The organism is Kyrpidia spormannii (genome assembly GCF_002804065.1).
GTDB classification, from domain to species: domain Bacteria; phylum Bacillota; class Bacilli; order Kyrpidiales; family Kyrpidiaceae; genus Kyrpidia; species Kyrpidia spormannii.
The window spans coordinates 2,327,400-2,345,458 of record NZ_CP024955.1 but is presented as its reverse complement, the minus strand read 5'-3'; the positions used below and the strand labels follow the sequence as shown (position 1 = coordinate 2,345,458).

The 18,059-nt window shown below is 57.6% G+C and carries 18 protein-coding genes and 3 tRNA genes; 18 read left to right on the top strand and 3 right to left on the bottom strand.

Annotated features, from left to right (window positions below):
• Complete coding sequence (locus tag CVV65_RS11765; protein WP_100668287.1) at positions 1-459, bottom strand: MerR family transcriptional regulator; 459 nt, start codon at positions 457-459, stop codon at positions 1-3.
• Positions 460-658: 199 nt separating this feature from the next.
• On the opposite strand from CVV65_RS11765, the gene CVV65_RS11760 reads away from it, so the two are divergent.
• The 6 genes from CVV65_RS11760 to ppk2 all read left to right on the top strand — a co-directional run bounded on the left by CVV65_RS11760 (position 659) and on the right by ppk2 (position 4,969).
• A complete protein-coding gene (locus CVV65_RS11760) occupies positions 659-2,161 on the top strand; it encodes an FAD-dependent thymidylate synthase (RefSeq protein WP_100668286.1) in 1,503 nt (500 codons plus the stop codon).
• A gap of 28 nt (positions 2,162-2,189) precedes the next feature.
• The gene (locus CVV65_RS11755; RefSeq protein WP_157935501.1) at positions 2,190-2,954 is read left to right on the top strand and encodes an enoyl-CoA hydratase/isomerase family protein; all 765 of its coding nucleotides are present in this window, start codon (positions 2,190-2,192) and stop codon (positions 2,952-2,954) included.
• 258 nt (positions 2,955-3,212) lie between these two features.
• Positions 3,213-3,599, top strand: a complete 387-nt coding sequence (speD, locus tag CVV65_RS11750; RefSeq protein WP_100668284.1) for an adenosylmethionine decarboxylase — start codon at positions 3,213-3,215, stop codon at positions 3,597-3,599.
• 244 nt (positions 3,600-3,843) lie between these two features.
• A tRNA-Ala gene (locus CVV65_RS11745) sits at positions 3,844-3,918 on the top strand.
• 7 nt (positions 3,919-3,925) lie between these two features.
• Positions 3,926-4,000, top strand: a tRNA-Val gene (locus tag CVV65_RS11740).
• Positions 4,001-4,075: 75 nt separating this feature from the next.
• Positions 4,076-4,969 (top strand): polyphosphate kinase 2, encoded by an 894-nt coding sequence (gene ppk2 / locus CVV65_RS11735; RefSeq protein WP_100668283.1) that lies wholly within the window; start codon positions 4,076-4,078, stop codon positions 4,967-4,969.
• Between the two features lie 86 nt (positions 4,970-5,055).
• On the opposite strand, the gene CVV65_RS11730 is transcribed toward ppk2, so the two are convergent.
• Positions 5,056-6,129 (bottom strand): C40 family peptidase, encoded by a 1,074-nt coding sequence (locus CVV65_RS11730; protein ID WP_157935500.1) that lies wholly within the window; start codon positions 6,127-6,129, stop codon positions 5,056-5,058.
• A gap of 492 nt (positions 6,130-6,621) precedes the next feature.
• Between CVV65_RS11730 and CVV65_RS11725 the strand changes: the two genes are divergently transcribed.
• The 6 genes from CVV65_RS11725 to CVV65_RS11700 all read left to right on the top strand — a co-directional run bounded on the left by CVV65_RS11725 (position 6,622) and on the right by CVV65_RS11700 (position 12,409).
• The gene (locus CVV65_RS11725) at positions 6,622-7,467 is read left to right on the top strand and encodes an AAA family ATPase (RefSeq protein ID WP_232059710.1); all 846 of its coding nucleotides are present in this window, start codon (positions 6,622-6,624) and stop codon (positions 7,465-7,467) included.
• 174 nt (positions 7,468-7,641) lie between these two features.
• Positions 7,642-8,310 (top strand): VWA domain-containing protein, encoded by a 669-nt coding sequence (locus CVV65_RS11720; RefSeq protein ID WP_100668280.1) that lies wholly within the window; start codon positions 7,642-7,644, stop codon positions 8,308-8,310.
• Positions 8,311-8,386: 76 nt separating this feature from the next.
• Positions 8,387-9,199 (top strand): FAD binding domain-containing protein, encoded by an 813-nt coding sequence (locus CVV65_RS11715; RefSeq protein WP_100668279.1) that lies wholly within the window; start codon positions 8,387-8,389, stop codon positions 9,197-9,199.
• A complete protein-coding gene (locus CVV65_RS11710; RefSeq protein WP_100668278.1) occupies positions 9,196-9,687 on the top strand; it encodes a (2Fe-2S)-binding protein in 492 nt (163 codons plus the stop codon). The genes CVV65_RS11715 and CVV65_RS11710 overlap by 4 nt, the downstream gene beginning before the upstream one ends.
• Complete coding sequence (locus CVV65_RS11705) at positions 9,688-12,027, top strand: xanthine dehydrogenase family protein molybdopterin-binding subunit (RefSeq protein WP_100668277.1); 2,340 nt, start codon at positions 9,688-9,690, stop codon at positions 12,025-12,027.
• Between the two features lie 294 nt (positions 12,028-12,321).
• Positions 12,322-12,409: transfer RNA gene (locus CVV65_RS11700), tRNA-Leu, on the top strand.
• Positions 12,410-12,625: 216 nt separating this feature from the next.
• Here the strand turns inward: CVV65_RS11700 and CVV65_RS11695 are convergent.
• Entirely contained in the window at positions 12,626-13,117 is a 492-nt protein-coding gene (locus tag CVV65_RS11695; RefSeq protein ID WP_100668276.1) for a PaaI family thioesterase, read from the bottom strand.
• Positions 13,118-13,321: 204 nt separating this feature from the next.
• Here CVV65_RS11695 and CVV65_RS11690 point away from each other — a divergent pair, with 204 nt between their 5' ends.
• The 6 genes from CVV65_RS11690 (at position 13,322) to rplT (ending at position 17,995) form a co-directional block, all read left to right on the top strand.
• Positions 13,322-13,711 (top strand): VOC family protein, encoded by a 390-nt coding sequence (locus tag CVV65_RS11690; protein WP_100668275.1) that lies wholly within the window; start codon positions 13,322-13,324, stop codon positions 13,709-13,711.
• 98 nt (positions 13,712-13,809) lie between these two features.
• Positions 13,810-14,052 carry a hypothetical protein gene (locus CVV65_RS11685; protein ID WP_100668274.1) on the top strand — a complete coding sequence of 81 codons (243 nt, stop codon included), beginning with the start codon at positions 13,810-13,812 and terminating at the stop codon, positions 14,050-14,052.
• Positions 14,053-14,682: 630 nt separating this feature from the next.
• The gene (gene thrS, locus CVV65_RS11680) at positions 14,683-16,608 is read left to right on the top strand and encodes a threonine--tRNA ligase (protein ID WP_100668273.1); all 1,926 of its coding nucleotides are present in this window, start codon (positions 14,683-14,685) and stop codon (positions 16,606-16,608) included.
• Positions 16,609-16,836: 228 nt separating this feature from the next.
• A complete protein-coding gene (gene infC / locus CVV65_RS11675) occupies positions 16,837-17,361 on the top strand; it encodes a translation initiation factor IF-3 (protein ID WP_013076260.1) in 525 nt (174 codons plus the stop codon).
• 21 nt (positions 17,362-17,382) lie between these two features.
• Positions 17,383-17,583 (top strand): 50S ribosomal protein L35, encoded by a 201-nt coding sequence (rpmI, locus tag CVV65_RS11670; protein ID WP_013076259.1) that lies wholly within the window; start codon positions 17,383-17,385, stop codon positions 17,581-17,583.
• A 52-nt stretch (positions 17,584-17,635) separates the two neighbouring features.
• Complete coding sequence (gene rplT, locus CVV65_RS11665; RefSeq protein ID WP_100668272.1) at positions 17,636-17,995, top strand: 50S ribosomal protein L20; 360 nt, start codon at positions 17,636-17,638, stop codon at positions 17,993-17,995.
• The last annotated feature ends 64 nt before the right edge of the window (positions 17,996-18,059 follow it).

Genomic DNA, 18,059 nt, shown 5'->3' with positions numbered 1-18,059 from the left:
TCACAGGTTTAGCCATTGAGAATCGTAGATAAACAGCAAAAGCGCCTGAGCCAGGGACAGCCCTTGTGCCAATGCGCGTTGAACTGTCGTTCGCTGAAACGAATCGGACAATCGAGTGGCGCATTGGCGAAGTTCGGGACGGAGATCGGACAGTTCGGTTTCGAGCTGTTTCATCAACTCCTGCAACTTTTCCATTCGGTGTACCGTGTCGGAGGGAGGGGTTTGACGGTCCATGGCATCGAGCCGGTCGCGAATCTCCTCCAGGGTATACTTCCGCTTTTTCAACTCCTGGATGTATAGGAGGCGCTTGAGCGCGTCTTCCCCGTATAGCCGGTAATTGCCCTCGGTTCGCTCCTCGGGAGTCACTAACCCCATGCGGGTATAAAAATCTACCGTCCGCCGGCTGACCCTCGCTGCTTTCGCCAACTCTCCAATGCGATAGAGGCCGTCCGATTGCATCGAGTCCCTCCTTTCGAAGGTTGATTTTTGATAAGCGACCTTCCAATCTTATTGTACGAAAAGATAACCGTACAGTCAAACGTAACGCAGACCGTTTCGCCCCGGGGGTCCCAAGCGAAAGGGGGACTGGCCCCCGCATTTCTGTTAGAATAAAGTCGCGCCGGTGTGGGCGAATATCACGAGAGAGGGTCGAACCTGAATGAATTCCCTCCTTACATATGTATCGAATCTGGATCGCCGGGTATTCACCATTGACAATTTGCCGGAGGAAGTCATCGCGGTCGTTTTTGCTTATGTCAGCCGCAGTCCGAAGGGGTTTCGGGAGAATTTGGCCAAGCTCCTGGAGGAAGGGCAGTTACAGGGGGTGCGGGCTGTCTCCGGGGATGCCGGGGCGGAACGAGCGCAGAAAATTGCTGGAGATTTTCACGAGCGCTGGGTCATCGGGTATGGGCATTCCAGTGTAGCCGAACATGCTGTCGTCCATGTTGGTATTGAGGGGATCAGTCGGTTGGCCTCGGCGGAATTGGAGTTGGGGTCGCGATTTAATAGCTTTACCGAGTATAGCCAGCGGTATCAGCGCCCTCGCCGGGGGGCGGTCTACTTCCCTCCCGAATTACAGCGCGATCCCGAGGCCCTGAACCTGTACAAAGGCCTGCAGGACCGAGCCTTTGACGTTTACGAAGCGTTGTACAAAGGCTTGGTGGGGGAGTTTGCCCGACGGGTTCCCCGCCGGGACGGTGAGTCGGAACGGTCCCATCGGATTCGAGTTGAGAAGGCCGCTTTTGAGGACGCCAGGTACGCGCTCACCCTGGCCACTTTGACGAATTTGGGTCTCACTGGGAACGGGCGGGCACTTCGGGATGCCATTGTTCATCTTTTGTCCGGTCCCTACGCGGAATGCCGGGATTTGGCGGTGGAACTCGCTCAGGAGGTGGCGGGTCGATTACCGACGCTGTTGCGGCACATTTCACCCAGTGACTACCTTCGCGGTTTGGCGCGGACGTGGGCAGTCGGGACGCATGGGCAGGACAGCGGTGGCGCGAGAAGTGGCCCCGAAGTCGAGTGGTTATCGCTGCCGGACTATCGGGAATCGCTGGTGGCCCTCGTTACGGGGTTGTGGCTGGCGCATGGGGGATACGATTTTGAAGAAGCTCGCCGCCGGGCCGAAGGGATGGACTCGGAAGATTTGGAGGACATGATTCGGTTGTCATGGGAAAAGTTAACGGTTCATGACCATCCTCACGGGGCGTTTAAAACAGTGGTGTACCGGATTCTTCTCCGGGTTTCCGAAGCGAATTGGCACCAACTGCTTCGACACAATCGCGGGGCGGATTTTACCTACGGGGTTCCGGGAGGTGCGGGCGGGTGGGTTATCCCTCCTCGGGTGGAAGAAGCGGGTTTGGCGGGATTGTTGACCGATTTTCTGACCTATAGTGACGAGGTGCGGGAGAAGATCCGGGGCCTCTGTCCCGAAGCCGTTCCTTACTGCGTCACAAATGCCCATCGGCGGGAAGTGGTCATGACCGTTAATTTGTGGGAACTGTACCATTTGATTAACTTGCGTACCTCCCCGGAGGCGCAATGGGACATTCGGCAAGCTTTCGAGATGATCGATCGAGAATTGCGGGATCGTCACCCGGCGTTGATCGGGGGTGCCCGTCGCCGGAGTGGGGTAGAGGCGGGACCCGGGGTCGGGCGATGAGCGGGCAGAGATTGAAAGGATGAGGTGGATGGAAGGGATTCGATTAGAACGCAGGGGGCCAGCGGCGATCATTACTGTGGATCGGCCCGAGGTGCGCAATGCCATTGATGAGTCGACGGCAGAAGCGTTGGCCGAGGCGATCAGGGAGTGCCGGCAGGATCCGGCGGTGCGGGGAATCGTCATTACCGGTGCGGGGGATCGGGCGTTTATTTCGGGTGGGGACGTCAAGCAGTATTTGGGGAAGGGTGGGGGACGGGCGGCGATCTACGCCGTCATGTCCAGAATGCGCTACGTGTTGGAGCAGATCTATTTTTGCCCGAAACCGGTGGTGGCGGCGGCCCGGGGGGCGGTACGGGGCGGCGGCGCCGAGGTGCTTGCAGCCTGCCACTGGCGGCTTGGGACACCGGACGTGTCCGTGGGCTTTGTTCAGGTGACTCTAGGGATTGTGCCGGGGTGGGGGGGAGGCTCGATTTTGGTGCGGCGACTGGGGGAAGCCCGGGCGTTGCCGGTGTTGTTGGACGGGGAAGTCTACAACGGAGAGGAGGCCGTGGAGCGCGGACTGCTGGATGAGCTTGTGCCCGGGGATGAACTGCTGGGAAGGGCGGTGCGCCAGATTGAGCGGTGGGCTCGGTGGGATGCCGAAGCTGTGGCGGGCATCCTTTCCATCGTGCGGTCCTCGGGGAGTCTTGCACAAGCGATGGACTTCGAATCGAAAACGTGTTCATCGCTGTGGGGTCGAGAGGCGCATTTAGAGGCGATGCGCCCATTTTTGTCGAAACGGGGCAAAAAATGAGGAATAGGACAGAATTTCAAGTTGCAAAGCCGGGAGGAAAGCCTTATACTATCTTGCGTATACTTGCCGAAGAGGTGAGGAATTCATAGGAACCAGCATCCACTTAAAGGGTTAGGACCTCATGCCGGGGCGAGTTTTCGTGTTGGATTCGCCCGGTTCGCGCGTGTCTGCGTGATGGACTAACTTTCCCCCGTGGTGGATGGCGTAGGTCCCGCATGCCTGAGAGGGCATGAGATCAGCTTTAAAGGGGGATTCAACATGGACACGATGGGTCGTCATGTGATTGCTGAGCTGTGGGGCTGCGATCGGGAGAAGTTGAACGACCTGATGGGAATTGAACGGATCATGGTAAGGGCGGCTCTAGAGGCCGGGGCAGAGATTCGAGAAGTGGCTTTTCACAAGTTTGCGCCGCAGGGCGTCAGCGGCGTGGTGATTATCTCCGAATCGCACCTGACGATTCACAGTTTCCCCGAACACGGGTATGCGAGTATCGATGTATATACGTGCGGGAATCGCATTGACCCCAACGTGGCCTGCGACTACATCACGCGGGCGCTAGGCGCCGAAACGCGGGAGTCGCTGGAGGTACCACGCGGCTTGGGACCGGTGCGCGTGGCGGAACAACGCGTAGAAGCGGTGGGTTGAAAGCTGAGGGTTTTTGGCGTTTTGACCTGGGTGAGGCGGGCCGACTGGACGAGGTCACCTGGTGGTCGGCGGGCGTCAATTGGGAAGCGACGAAGGAAAGTTCCGGGCGGTCGAATCGCACCGCCCGTTTCCGTTCAAAACCCCTTGCAAGGATCTGTAGGATGACGTATAATAGCAACTGTCCGCCGCGAAGGCGAAAAGGCGGCAAGTGAGAAAGGCAGCCGTCCATCGGGCGGAGAGATGTGGGACCGTAGCTCAATGGGAGAGCACTGCGCTGGCAGCGCAGGGGTTGAGGGTTCGAATCCCTTCGGTTCCACCATTTTGTTGGGCGGTTAGCTCAGCGGGAGAGCACCTGCCTTACAAGCAGGGGGTCGGCGGTTCGATCCCGTCACCGCCCACCAGAAGTAGAAGACGGAAGGGCATGGACGGTCGGAGAGGCGATCGTCCTTTTGTTTTCGCGAACGGGGGACAGGTGGATGTCGAAAAAACATCGGCACGATGACGCGCGCAAGGACAAACCGTCTAAGTGGGACGCCGGGGAGTCCAGAGGTGCAGAAATTGGCGGTCTCCCGCCCGCTGTATCCGAGTGCCACAACAATGAGGGGCATGTTGACCAGAACCCTGACAATCACAAACGAATGTATCCGCTCTACGTCGAGCTGGTCAAATGGCAGCGCCATTTGATTCAGGCGGATGAACGGGTGGTCATCTTGATCGAGGGCCGGGATGCCGCGGGGAAAGACGGCATGATCAAAACTTTCGTGAAGCACCTCAGTCCCCGGGAAACCCGGGTGGTGGCCCTCGGCAAACCGTCAGACCGCGAGCAGACCTGTTGGTATTTTCAACGCTACGTGCCCCATCTACCCGCCTCCCACGAAATGGTCATTTTCAATCGCAGTTGGTATAACCGGGCGGGGGTGGAGCGGGTGATGGGTTTTTGCACTGAGGAGCAATATGAAGAATTCATGCAGACCGTGCCGCTTTTCGAACAGATGTTGGTGCGTTCGGGCATCAAGTTGTTCAAATATTATCTCGATATCTCGAAAGGTGAGCAGAAAAAGCGGCTCAAGGATCGCAGAGAGAACCCCTTAAAACAGTGGAAAGTGAGCCCTGTCGACGAAAAAAGTCAAGCCCTGTGGGACTCCTATAGCCGGGCCCGCAATGCCATGTTTTCCCGCACTCACCACGCCCTCGCTCCGTGGATTGTCGTCCGGGCAGACGACAAACGAGCCGCCCGGGAGAACTTAATCAAGGACTTTTTGTCTCGTGTTTCCTATGAAGGGAAAAACGAAGCGTTGGCGCGCCCCGATCCCCATGTGGTGTTTCTGTACCACGAGGCTTATCTCGCTAACGAAATGATCGCCCCTTGAATGGAAAAGGATGCCCGAACGGTCGAGAGTCGTCCGGGCACCCTTTTGTAGAGTTGAGCTTCTGTTCTTTCCGCTCATTATGCGTCTTACCGCACCCGCCCGAATCCGTACAGGTGGTTACGCCAATATCCCGACGTGATCGAGCGAATTCCCACTCCCGCATTGTCCGCGCTCAGCATTCGGCCGTTGCCGAGGTAAATCCCGACGTGGGTGATGGTGTCGGACGTGTCGTAGGTCCGGGTGAAAAACACCAAATCCCCGGGCTGGGCCTGGCTCTCTCCGATGTGTTGGGTGGCGTTGTACTGCCCTTGGGCCGTTCTCGGCAAACCGATGCCCGATTGCCCATACACCCACTGAACGAGTCCGGAGCAATCGAAACTGGTCTGGGGGCTTGCTCCTCCAAAGACGTAAGGGTTCCCTATGTATGCCATCGCGGCTTGCGGGATCGACGTCAATCCCCGGGCGGAAAGGCTCGGCGCTGCTGCTCCCCCGCTCCACGAAGCCTGACCCGGACCTACCATGGCATAGACTGTCCTGGGAGCCGATTGCTGGGAGAGTTGCCGCTGTACTTGTCCGAGTTGATTCTCGCGACTTTGTTTCTCAGCCACAAGTTTTCGCAAGGTGTCCGACAAGATCATGAGGGCCAACTGTTGCTGTTGCTTTTGGCTCTCGAGGTCTCTTTTCAAAGCTTGAACTTCATCCCGCTTCTTTTTGGTCTCGTCGAAAATCTGCCGATTCTGCATGGCGATCCTCGAGAGTGCGTACATTCGGTCGACAAAATCGCTGAAACTTGTGGATGAGAGAAGCACCTCCAGGTAGCTGACCGTGCCGTCCTCGTAGATGGCCCGTAGCCTCTTGTTCAGCAAATCTTGCTGAACCTGGAGCTGCTTCTCTGCGGCGGTCAATTCCTGTGCTGTACCCGCAATCCGGGCATCCAAATTCACCAACTGGTCTTGTAAGCTCGCAATCTGTCTTTGTGTGTCGTTCGCTTGGCCTTGCAGTTGCTGGATCTGTATCTGCAAGGTATGGGACTGATTGGTTAAGTCCCGAAGTCCGGCGGGTGGTTGGTAAGGGGTAATCCACTCCGCTTTGGCCGCAGGCAGTGCGACGCCGGTGAATAAACACCCTGCGACGATTGCCGTAAGCATACGTCGGCGCAACGCGTCTCCTCCTCTCGGCATAACTGAATCAACCGGTTCGCTCCGGCGCAATTCGCAAAAACCGGTGGTACTAATTCGACGCGGATCGTCATAATTCCTGCCGATTTGTCGAATGACACAGATTTTTGCTATTTGGTTTCCCTTACTCCCTCTGTCATACGCACGCCCCTTTGCACATATCGTGAAGAGGCGGGAGGGGCGTCCATGAACACGGTGAGCCTTTGCATGATCTCACGAGTACCTCGAGATCTGGGAACGATTTTGCACAGCGATGTGATGGTGACCCATCGGCCGGTGGGCGGCCATTCCGCGAGAAATCTTCGGATTTATGAACGGAGATGGCAGGGCTTCTCGGTTTCTAATTCATAGCGACTGGCAGGAATCGAACGTTTCAGTGTCGAATGGATTTCATGGATCGGAAAAAATAACTTTAGACCTGCAATTAGGGCTGACGGCGAAAGGATCAGAAGCGATTAGACGGGAGTGACTGTATTGCCGACCAAGCGACCGTCGACGGAAGATTGGATGGAGATGTTGGAGCAAGGTGGATACATCGCGGATATGAGCTTGGCCGGGATGGTTAAACTGGCGGTTGAGCTACGGCGGCCCCTGTTATTGGAAGGGCCGGCCGGCGTCGGGAAAACATCGCTAGCTGACGCGGTTGCCCTCGCCCTGCATAAACCCCTTGTTCGCTTGCAGTGTTTTGAAGGTTTGGATGCGAGCCAAGCGCTCTACGATTGGAACTATCATAAACAGATGGTCGATATCGCCCGGGGGGACGCCCGGGAGGTTTTCGGTGAGGAATACTTGTTGGAACGGCCGTTGATGCGGGCTTTGCGAACGCCCGGGGGTTGTGTCCTCCTGATCGATGAGGTGGATCGCGCGGATGAAGGGTTCGAGGCCCTTTTATTGGAATTTCTCGCCGATTATCGGATTACGGTACCGGAATGGGGCACGGTGGCCGCCCGGGAGCCCCCTGTGGTTTTTCTCACGTCCAATCGGACCCGGGCCCTCAGCGATGCGCTTCGCCGGCGCTCTCTTTATGTTTACTTGAGTTGGCCGGACACGCACAGGGAGTCAGCGGTGGTGCGAAGGCGCGTCCCCGGACTGACGGAGGAAGCGGTTTCACACATCGTCCGGGCGGTCCAGATACTGAGGGGTTGGGATTTATTGAAACCGCCGGGCGTAGCGGAGACGCTGGACTGGGCCCGGGCCTATGAGCTGGGAGGCCAGTGGAGTGAAGATTGGATCCGGGAGACGCTGGGCTGCGTGATCAAAGAAATTCTCGACATGGATGTTGTCACATCGAGAATTCCGGAGCTTTTAGATGGGACTTGACTGAGCCGGCACAAGAGGGTCCTCAATAAAACAGGCGGGCAGTCTAGCCCTGCTCGGGGACAACCCGGGAGGTCGCCCGAGGAGGGTCTCAATGAAGGAGGCCGGACGGCTGGTGTCGGACCGGGCCAGGGGGTTCCGGACACGCGCGGCAACCCTCCGGGGTGGATTCGACGAATGGGGCGTCGTTTCTCTTTGACTCCCGATGTGCCCAGCCGGAAGAGGGAGCAGACCGGGCCGGGCCACGGGGTGGATCTTCAGGGCACAGCCCGCCTCTGGGCCTGGCGAGGGGGGGCTATTCCGAAGTTTGCCCCCAGGGTTTTCCCCAGGCAGCCCGGCCGCCTCGCCGTGCTTTGGGATGTGTCCGGTTCCATGGAAGAGTATGTTGAACTTTATCTACCCTGGCTTTATCAGCTGGTGCACCGTTTGCCCCGGGTAGGCGTGTTTCCTTTTGCCGCAGAATTGGTCGACGCCACCGAGGTGCTACGAGGTCCTTATGCGGTCGCCAGGGTACGTCTGGGCCAGTTCAGCCGGGTGTTCTCCGGGGGCACCCGTATTGGAGAAGCGGTTCGCGAATGGCTGGATCGATTCGGCGCCCAGTGGCTCGGAGGCGGGCGTTTGACATTGTTGATCATCAGTGACGGATGGGATGCCGGCGATCCCGAGGCACTTGTCCTTGCGCTCCGGACATTGTATTCCCGGGGTGTGGTGATCGTCTGGATGAACCCGCTTATGGCCACCCCGGGTTTTTCCCCCCACACCCGGGCGCTGCGGGCGGCCAAGCCCTTTGTGCGCCTCATGATATCCGGCCATTCTCCGAAGGCCCTGTTAACCTTATCGACATAAGGTCATTCTCGGCCGTTGCGGGTAGCAAGACCGGGCGGCCAGTTGATTACACCACATATGGATGGAGGGGTCGAGATTGAAACCGGCGGCTTTTGACTATTACAGTCCGACCAGTTTGGACGAGGCCCTGCAACTGCTTCGGGACATCCCTGGGAGCAAAGTGATCGCCGGAGGGCAGAGCTTGATCCCGCTGATGAACTTTCGCCTGAGCCGCCCATCGGCCTTGGTTGATTTAAACGCCGTAGATGGCTTGGATCGGATTCAGGTGGTGGGTGGTGCACTTCGCCTGGGCGCACTGGTGAGACACGAGGAGTTGCATCGAAATCCGGAGGTGCGTTCTCACCTCCCCGTCCTCGCTGAAGCCGCGGGGCATATCGGCCACTGGGCCATTCGCACCCGGGGGACGTTGGGGGGCTCGTTGGCCCACGCGGATCCAGCCGCCGAGCTGCCGGCCGCACTTACGGCACTTGGGGGGGTTATCGAGCTATCCGGCCCTGAGGGGCAACGCAAAATTCCGTCCGAGGAATTTTTCCTGGGCTACCTCATGACCGACCTCAGGGATGACGAGATTCTCACGGCGGTGGAGATTCCAATGCAGCGGGATGCTTCCTGGGGTTTTTGTGAATTTGCCAGAAGGCCGGGGGATTTTGCCCTGGCGGGGGCTTTTGTCGAAGTGCGGGGGGACGCCACCGGAAGCGTGACCTGGTTTGGTATTGCAGGGCGACCGGAACGGCGTGCGGTGACCTTCTCCGGGGATGAGGCGGAGAGGCATCGGATGTGGGCCGAGACCCTGGAGATGGTGGATGTGGAGGAGGAGTACCGTCGGCGCCTGGCCAGTGAAGCGGCCGAAGCGGCGTATCGGCAAGCCATGGGGAGGGGACGGCAATGATCGAGAACAGCGGGGGAAAGACGGTACCCATTACTTTAAAAGTCAATGGGCAATCCTACAGTATCGATGTGGAGCCGCGGTGGCTGTTGTCCGACGTCCTTCGGCACCGCCTCGGGATGACGGGCACCCACGTTGGGTGTGAACAGGGGGTTTGCGGTGCCTGTACCGTCTTGGTGGATGGGAAGCCCGAGCGCAGCTGTCTCATGTTTGCAGTCCAGGCTGCTGGTCGGGAGATCACCACCGTGGAAGGATTGACCCCTGCCGATGGGTTGAGTCCGGTCCAAGAAGCTTTTCAAAACCATCATGCCCTTCAGTGCGGATTCTGCACGCCGGGAATGGTGGTCACTGTGGAAGCTTTGCTGCGGGACAATCCCCATCCTAGCGAAGAGCAGATCCGGGAGGCCCTGTCTGGGAATTTGTGCCGGTGCACAGGTTATCAATTCATCGTCGATGCAGTCCTGGATGTGGCGCAAAAGGGGGTGCGTTAAGTGGCCGGTGAGGTACTGAAACCGAGGTTTACCGGAGCCCGGGTGACCCGGCTGGAGGACGCTCGGCTTCTTCGGGGCCAGGGGTCTTATCTGGACGATATCGACGTCCCTGGAATGTTGGAGGTGGCTTTCGTCCGATCGACCCGGGCGGCGGCTCGGATTGTATCGGTGGACACCACCGAGGCCCGGAAAATTCCCGGCGTTCACGCCATTTTTACGGCAGAGGATTTGGGCCTGTCCCTCAAATTCAATCCATACGACGTGGTTCAGCCGGTTCTGGCTAAAGATGAGGTTCGTTTCGTCGGTGAGCCCATTGTGGCGGTGGTGGCGGACAACCGGTATATTGCCGAAGATGCGGCCGAGCTGGTGAAGGTAGAATACGAAAATTTAGAGCCCGTTCTCGATATGCGCCGGGCGTTGGAGGATGGTCCACGTCGGGTCCACAGCCATCGGCCCAATCTGTTTGACCACCGGGAGATTATCAGCGACGGATTCTCCGAAGCGTTTTCCTCCGCACCTCGGCGGCTTCAGTTAACGTTTCGGGTTCACCGGCAAACCGGCGTGACTTTGGAGACCCGTGGCTGTGCTGCGGCAGTCGACCCGTTGGGCGGACGGCTCACCGTTTACGTCGGTCATCAGTCCCCCCACAGCGTTCGCTCTCTTCTCGCCCGGGTTTTGGGAATACCGGACAACCGGATCCGCGTAGTGGTGCCCGAAGTGGGCGGCGGATTTGGCATCAAAGCCATGTTTTATCCGGAGTATGCCGCGGTGGCCCAGATGGCCAGGCGGCTTGGGAAGCCAGTCAAATGGGTGAGCGACCGGACCGAGGCTTTGTTTACGGACGCCCATGCCCGGGACAGTCTTCACGAGGTGGAAGTGGCTTTTGAAGAAGACGGGCGGATCGTGGCTATCAAAGATCATGTGATTGGCGACACGGGAGCCTACCCATTCCCTGGGTTTCCAGGAGCTGTCGGGGAGTCGAACTGGGCGACGGAGATGATCACAGGACCGTACAAGATCCCCCATGTGTCTATTTTTATCGACAATGTCTTCTCGAATAAAGCGCCCCTCGGGCCGTATCGGGGGGTGGGAGGGCCCATCGGCGCCCAAGTCCAGGAAGGGATTGTGGATGCTGTGGCCCGGGCGCTCGGCAAAGATCCTGTAGAGGTTCGCCGCGTGAACATGATCGGACCCGAGGATTTTCCCTATCATACTCCGACGCGAAATGTCTACGACCCGGGGTCTTACCAGGAGTCTTTGGCACGAGCGGTTCAAATGCTGGAATACGATGAGTTTCGCAAAAAGCAGGCGGAGTGGCGCCAGGAGGGTCGATACGTGGGGGTGGGGTTCTGCGTGTTTGTCGAACCCTCGGCGATGGCGGAGTCCGAGGCCGGATCGACGCCTTATGAGGCAGCGACCATCCGTGTCGAGCCCTCCGGTACCGTCACAGCGGCTTTTGGGCTCGGGCCGACCGGACAGGGCCACGAAACCACCATGGCCCAGTTAATTGCCGATCGGCTGGGGGTTGATGTCAAAGATGTGGTGGTGCTTCACGGCGACACGGACAGTGCTCCTTTTGGCGGGGGAACTGGGGGAAGCCGCTCGGGAACCATCGGGGGCGGCGCGGCGCTTCGGGCCGGGGACGAGATGCGCAAGAAGATCGTGAAGCTCGCCGCTCACATACTGGAAGCTGCGGAGGAGGACATTGTCCTAGAGGGCGGTCAGGCGTATGTGGCCGGGGTCCCGGCCAGGGCAATTTCGATTCGTCAAATCGCCCGAGTTGCGTACACCGACGTCGCTCGGCTGCCGAAAGACATGCAGCCTGGCCTGGAGGTGACCATCCGCTATCGGCCCCCTCTACCGGCGACTTATTCCAACGGCACCCACGCTGCCGTCGTGGAGGTGGATGTCCGGACGGGTTTCGTGAAAGTTCTCGACTACGTGGTGGTGAACGATTGCGGGCGACTGATCAATCCCTTGATCGTGGAAGGACAAATTCACGGAGGGGTGGCCCAGGGGATCGGAAGCGCCTTTCTGGAAGAGCTCCGGTACGATGAGGACGGGCAGTTGGTGACAGGATCTCTCATGGATTATCTGTTGCCCGAAAGCGTCGATGTCCCCCGGGTTCGGGTTGAACATATTGAGACCCCGTCTTCCAGCGAGGGCGGGTTCAAAGGGATGGGCGAAGGGTCCCTGATCGCCGCCCCGGGGGCGTTGGCCAACGCCGTCTCCGACGCCCTCGCGCCCTTTGGCGTATTTGTCACCGAGTTGCCTATCCTGCCCGAGCAGATCACCGCATGGGTTGAGGCGGCAAAGCGGATTGCGGCGAAAGGGGCTTGACCTTTAGGAACGGGAGTGGGCCGCTGCTTGACGGTTCGCCCGACAGGCGGCGGTCCCAGCCCGGATCAGATGCGTCGTCGTTTGGATGAATCTATTGGGGTGAATAAGGGAACGTTAACCGCTGCATCCAGTGGGTCCAAAACCATATGTGCCCGCTCTCGTCGGATGCCTTGACACAGTTGCCCGTATGGCGATATGCTTAATTTTGCCCGGTCAAGGTCAAAATCCATGGCCGGCGTACAGGTATCGGGCCGAAGCCCTTCGGATCTTAAAATGTAGTTTTGCAGCAGATGTGCCGGGATGGCGGAATCGGCAGACGCAACAGACTTAAAATCTGTTGGGGCATAGCCCCGTGCGGGTTCGAGCCCCGCTCCCGGCACCATTTTGAAGAATGCTGTGATGATGCGCCATGATCGATCATGGGTACAATTGGGAATGGATGCGTTTTCGCGTTTCTTTGTTGGGTGTCTGTTACTAGTTAAATGCAGTCGTCAACTCTTAACAGACGCTGGCCAGTCAACCCTAAAAGATGCTGCTTAGGGGAAGGGGCTTGGACCTGTTCAAGATCCTTCCCTTGTTTTTGCAAGTGTTTTCGAACCTATTGCTCACCTTGTTTCACGAAGGTGTCCGGCATCAACACGGCGATGACTTCGCCCTTGGCGCAGAGGGTATCGCCCGCATAGACTTCCGCGTCCACCTTCCACTTCGTAGGGCTGATTTCTTCAACCGTACCCACAGCTTTTAACTGAACCCCCTGAGGCGTCGGACGGATAAATTTTACTTTTAAGGAGCCGGTCACAAAACGTGGCGGTTCCGCTCCGTCACCGACCTCGTGTCCGTTCTTCCGGTGCAGCGCCAGGGAGGCGGATCCGGTTCCGTGGCAATCGATGAGGGAAGCAATGACTCCACCGTACACAAAACCCGGTATTGCAGTGTGTTCCGGTTCCGGAGTAAAGTAGGTGACCGTCCGGTCCCCCTCCCATCCAGTGCGAAAATGATGCCCCTTCTCATTCAGTCTTCCGCAGCCGTAACACCACGAAAAGGCGTCTGGGTATTCGTCTTGGATAGCTTTGACAACGACTGGTTCCATGAATTTCACTCCTTGTCCGATTCAAAGATAAAATGGGTGGCATTCTTGAGACTAAGTCTATTTTACATGTTGGACGACTTGACCGATACCACCTGCGGCGCGGCGGGTGATTTCATAAAACAGGAGTTTTTGCCGGGGCGTCGAAAGATTAATGCAGATCCTTCGATGGACCAGTAAAAATTCACGTTCAGGGAGGTGTGCTGTGTGATCACAGGTGTCAATAATGTCGGGGTCGCGGTTCGGGACCTACAGCGTTCGCTGTCTTTTTATCGGGTTCTCGGCTTTGAAGTTGTGGGGGAGGATGAGACACCAGGGGCGACGATTCGTGCGGGCACGGCGGTGCTGTACCTATTTCAGACGTCCGGGCCAGCGCCGGTGGGTCACCGCCAGCCGGATTTGGTCGGTAATCCAACGGGGATCGACCACATTAGTTTTGACGTTTCAGATGTGGATCGCCTGTATGAAGCACTCCGGGGCCAGGTGGATTTTGAAGGGGTGCCCGAAGACCAGCCTTGGGGGTACAGAGCGGTCAGCCTCACCGACCCGGATGGGAATCGACTGTATTTTCTTTCTGCTATCCAAGGTGGTCAATAACTGGGCCATCGGTGATGAAGTGAGTTTGACAGTCCTTGCATAAAAATGTCGCCCACTTCGAAGGCTACGAGGGAAAGCCGAAAGGGGGCGGCGAGGATATGTCGAATCGCAGTCGAGTGGAAGGACGACCGGGGGGTACCGAGTCTCAGGAAAACGAGTGGGGCCCTGGCACTTGGCGTTTGTTGCAAGATGAAGCCGAAAGTCTTCTTGAAACCCACCGTCAGGTCATGGACAGCTATCGGAGCGGGACCATCGATCATTTGAACGGGCAGGGGGGCACATCGTCCGGAGAGCGGACGCCGGCGGAGGACGGTGACAGGTTCAGCGAAGAGAGCTCATAGACTGGAAATTCGTCCTTGACAAGAATTTAAGTGCAACTTATAATTCAACCAGATAGTGCTATGTCGTGTATGTGGGGTTCAACAACTCGTATTGAGAGACGATTATTGGACGATGTGCGAGTCGCGGTTATGCTGTGGTCGATGAGATTACCCCAAAACCAGATGCGCAAGGCATCAAATCCCCGTCCCAAGACGGGGATTTGATGTGAATTGACATCCGGTGGCACGATGTTTATAATACGGCCCCAGAGGATTAACTTGTATCTCAGGTTCTGAATGGATCAGTGAGAAAAGGCGATGACCGAGGAGAGTACCGGCGGGATCGGGCCAGAGAGAGGAGCCGCTTCGATACGTGGGCGGGTGGAAGCTCCTTGCCGAGGAACGTTTGGGAAAACCCCCTCGTAGCCGCGCGCCCAACCCGTCCTGACGTGGGGGCGGCAAGTAAGCGCAGCCGTGGCCGGCGTTAACGGCGAAGGAGGACTTGTGAGGGGAACGTGGGCGACCAAGGCGACCCCTTACAAGTTAAAGTAGGGTGGAACCACGAACGAGCGTCTTCGTCCCTGCCGATTCGGCGGGATGAAGGCGCTTTTTTGATGTGTGGTGTTGACAACAAACAAGGAGGAAGTTCGGATGAGTGTAAAGGTTACAGATCCTGTAAGGATCCGCTTGAAGGACGGTTCGGTTCGGGAATTCGAGAAAGGGGTCACTCTGGCAGAAGTGGCCGGGAGTCTGTCCCGGTCCCTGGGCAAAAATGCCGTGGCGGCCAAGTGGAACGGGAAGCTGGTAGACCTTTCGACGCCTGTGCAAGAGGATGGGGAGGTGGAATTCGTCACCCTCGACGATCCCGAGGGCCTGGAGGTGTACCGGCACACCTGTGCTCACGTGATGGCCCAGGCTGTAAGCCGCCTGTTTCCGGGCACGAAGTTCGCCATTGGACCGGTGATCGAGGACGGATTCTACTATGATTTTGCCGATCATGAATTTACCCCCGAAGATCTCCCCAAGATCGAGCAGGAGATGGAGCGGGTGGTGAAGGAAGATCTGCCAATTCGCAGGGAAGTGCTCGGCCGGGACGAGGCGTTGGCGATGTTCCGGGACCGGGACGACCGGTTCAAGGTGGAGATCATCCAGGACCTGCCCCCGGATGCGGTGATCACGGTGTACCATCAAGGGGAGTTCACCGATCTGTGCCGGGGACCGCATCTTCCCTCCACCGGCCGAATCAAAGCGTTTAAACTGTTGTCTTTGGCCGGTGCATACTGGCGAGGGGACAGCAACCGGGAGATGCTCACCCGCATCTACGCCACTGCTTTTCCCACCCAGCGACAACTTGACGAGTATCTGCGCCGGGTGGAGGAAGCCCGGAAGCGCGATCACCGCCGGGTGGGACGGGACTTGGAATTGTTCTTTTTCGCAGACGAGGCCCCGGGGATGCCTTTTCTTCTCCCCAAGGGCATGGTGATCCGCAATGAACTGGAGCGGTTTATGCGGGAGTTCCTGAATGAATACGATTATGAAGAGGTCAAGACGCCGATCTTGATGGACCGGGTGCTCTGGGAGCGTTCCGGCCACTGGGATCACTACAAAGAAAACATGTATTTCACCGAGGTGGATGAACGGGAATTTGCCTTAAAACCCATGAATTGTCCCGGTCACGCCCTCACCTTTAAACACCGGGTCCGGTCTTATCGGGATCTGCCCATCCGGATGGCGGAGTTCGGGTTGCTGCACCGCCATGAGTTGTCCGGCGCCCTGCACGGGTTACTTCGGGTCAGGGAGTTCACCCAGGACGACGCCCACTTGTTCGTGCGCCCGGATCAGATCCAAGACGAAGTGTTCGCCTGTATGGACTTGATCGATCGCGTGTATGCCACGTTTGGTTTTCCCTACCGGGTGGAGTTGTCGACCCGGCCAGAGAATTCTACCGGCTCTGATGAACTGTGGGAGGCGGCCACCGAGGGATTGCGCCAGGCCCTGGAGAGCCGAGGCCTAGAGTATCAAATCAATGAAGGAGATGGAGCCTTTTACGGGCCGAAGATCGATTTTCACGTGAAGGACAGCCTTGGGCGTTCCCACCAATGCGGAACCATCCAGTTGGATTTTCAAATGCCCGAGAAATTTGATCTCACCTACGTCGGCGAGGACAATGAACGCCACCGGCCGGTGATGATTCACCGGGCTGTACTGGGGTCGTTCGAGCGGTTTTTCGGGCTTCTCATCGAGCATTACAACGGAGCCTTTCCCGTGTGGCTGGCACCGGTGCAAGTTCGGATCCTGACCATTGGCGCCGGACACCTGCCCTACGCCAAGGAGGTGCAGAGCCGGGCAAGGGCCATGGGTCTCCGAGTTGAAGTAGATGGGCGGGCTGAAAAAATCGGCTACAAAGTCCGGGAAGCCCAGGTGCAGAAAATCCCGTACATGCTGGTCATCGGGGATCAAGAGGCTCAAACGGGTGAAGTCTCGGTTCGCAAACGGGGACAGGGTGACCTCGGCCGGAGATCCGCCGAGGAGATCCTCGCCGCGATTGCCGAAGAAGCCCGGACCAGAACCCCTTGACCGGTGAGCCCGGCTATGGTAGGATGGTCCTCGTCAGAAGAATAGGGAACTCCAAGTAGAAGCTGTCCGCTTCTCACCCGTCGGCGTCGAAGCTGACTGCTGCCGGGTTTCAAAGATGCCAGTCACACCTGCGGGTGACTTCATCATGCATAATCGGCGCGGACAGAGTTCCGCGCTTTTTTATGGCCGCCCATTCTCGGGCGGAAGGATCATCACTGGAGGTGACAGATGATTAGCAAGGAAGATCTGCAAGTGAACGAACAGATTCGGGCCCGGGAAGTGCGGTTGATCGATGTGGACGGCGAGCAGTTGGGAATCGTTTCGTTGCGGGATGCCCTTCGCATCGCAGCCGAAAAAAACCTGGACCTGGTCAACGTTGCGCCCACGGCCAAGCCGCCGGTTTGTCGAATCATGGATTATGGTAAGTATAAATACGAACAGTCCAAACGCGACAAAGAAGCTCGGCGCAACCAAAAGATCGTGAGTCTCAAAGAAGTGCGGCTCACTCCCAACATTGAAGACCACGATTTTCAAACCAAACTCCGGGCGGTGGTCCGTTTTCTGGAGCAGGGGGACAAGGTGAAAGCCACGGTTCGTTTCCGCGGCCGGGAGATCACCCACACCCGGATTGGCCAAGGGATCCTCGAGCGCATGGCGAAAGAAGTGGAGAACCTGTGCGTGGTGGAGCGGCCTCCGAAGTTAGAGGGGCGGAACATGATCATGATTCTTGCCCCCAAGCAGTCGAACCACTGATCACGGAATGGAGGAGCAGGAATGCCGAAGATGAAAACCCAACGGGCCGCGGCGAAGCGGTTCCGGAAAACGGGATCCGGGAAACTGAAGCGGTTTCACGCGTATCACAGCCATTTGTTTACGGGGAAGACGCCGAAGAGGAAGCGTAAACTGCGTAAAGCCGCTTTGGTTTCCAAGGGGGATTTTAAGCGGGTCCGGCAATTGGTGACCTATTTAAAATAATAAAAGAAGCCGAAGCGGGAAGAGACAGGACCAAAAACAGGGGGTTTGAGTCATGGCACGAGTTAAAGGAGGGCCGGTCACCCGGCGCCGCAGAAAAAAGGTGATTAAACTAGCCCGGGGGTATTTTGGGGCGAAACACCGCTTGTACAAGATGGCGAATCAGCAGGTGATGAAATCGCTGATGTACGCCTACCGAGATCGGCGGCAGCGCAAGCGGGATTTTCGCAAACTGTGGATCAGCCGGATCAATGCGGCGGCTCGGTTGAACGGCCTTTCTTACAGTCGCTTGATGCATGGATTGAAAATGGCAGGGGTGGAAGTGAACCGCAAGATGTTGGCGGATTTGGCCGTCAACGATGATAAAGCTTTTACGGAATTGGCAAACCTGGCCAAAACCAAATTAAATGCTTGATTTGGGAAAGACCTACCTGGTAGGTCTTTCCTTATACGAGAGCATATAGTTTTCCCTATGTAGA

Bases quoted from the DNA above. Each gene is read 5' to 3' on its own strand.
- CVV65_RS11765 (WP_100668287.1), bottom strand. From the start codon at position 459: ATGCAATCGGACGGCCTCTATCGCATTGGAGAGTTGGCGAAAGCAGCG.
- CVV65_RS11760 (WP_100668286.1), top strand. From the start codon at position 659: ATGAATTCCCTCCTTACATATGTATCGAATCTGGATCGCCGGGTATTC.
- CVV65_RS11755 (WP_157935501.1), top strand. From the start codon at position 2,190: ATGGAAGGGATTCGATTAGAACGCAGGGGGCCAGCGGCGATCATTACT.
- speD (WP_100668284.1), top strand. From the start codon at position 3,213: ATGGACACGATGGGTCGTCATGTGATTGCTGAGCTGTGGGGCTGCGAT.
- ppk2 (WP_100668283.1), top strand. From the start codon at position 4,076: ATGTCGAAAAAACATCGGCACGATGACGCGCGCAAGGACAAACCGTCT.
- CVV65_RS11720 (WP_100668280.1), top strand. From the start codon at position 7,642: ATGGGGCGTCGTTTCTCTTTGACTCCCGATGTGCCCAGCCGGAAGAGG.
- CVV65_RS11710 (WP_100668278.1), top strand. From the start codon at position 9,196: ATGATCGAGAACAGCGGGGGAAAGACGGTACCCATTACTTTAAAAGTC.
- CVV65_RS11695 (WP_100668276.1), bottom strand. From the start codon at position 13,117: ATGGAACCAGTCGTTGTCAAAGCTATCCAAGACGAATACCCAGACGCC.
- CVV65_RS11685 (WP_100668274.1), top strand. From the start codon at position 13,810: ATGTCGAATCGCAGTCGAGTGGAAGGACGACCGGGGGGTACCGAGTCT.
- thrS (WP_100668273.1), top strand. From the start codon at position 14,683: ATGAGTGTAAAGGTTACAGATCCTGTAAGGATCCGCTTGAAGGACGGT.
- infC (WP_013076260.1), top strand. From the start codon at position 16,837: ATGATTAGCAAGGAAGATCTGCAAGTGAACGAACAGATTCGGGCCCGG.
- rpmI (WP_013076259.1), top strand. From the start codon at position 17,383: ATGCCGAAGATGAAAACCCAACGGGCCGCGGCGAAGCGGTTCCGGAAA.
- rplT (WP_100668272.1), top strand. From the start codon at position 17,636: ATGGCACGAGTTAAAGGAGGGCCGGTCACCCGGCGCCGCAGAAAAAAG.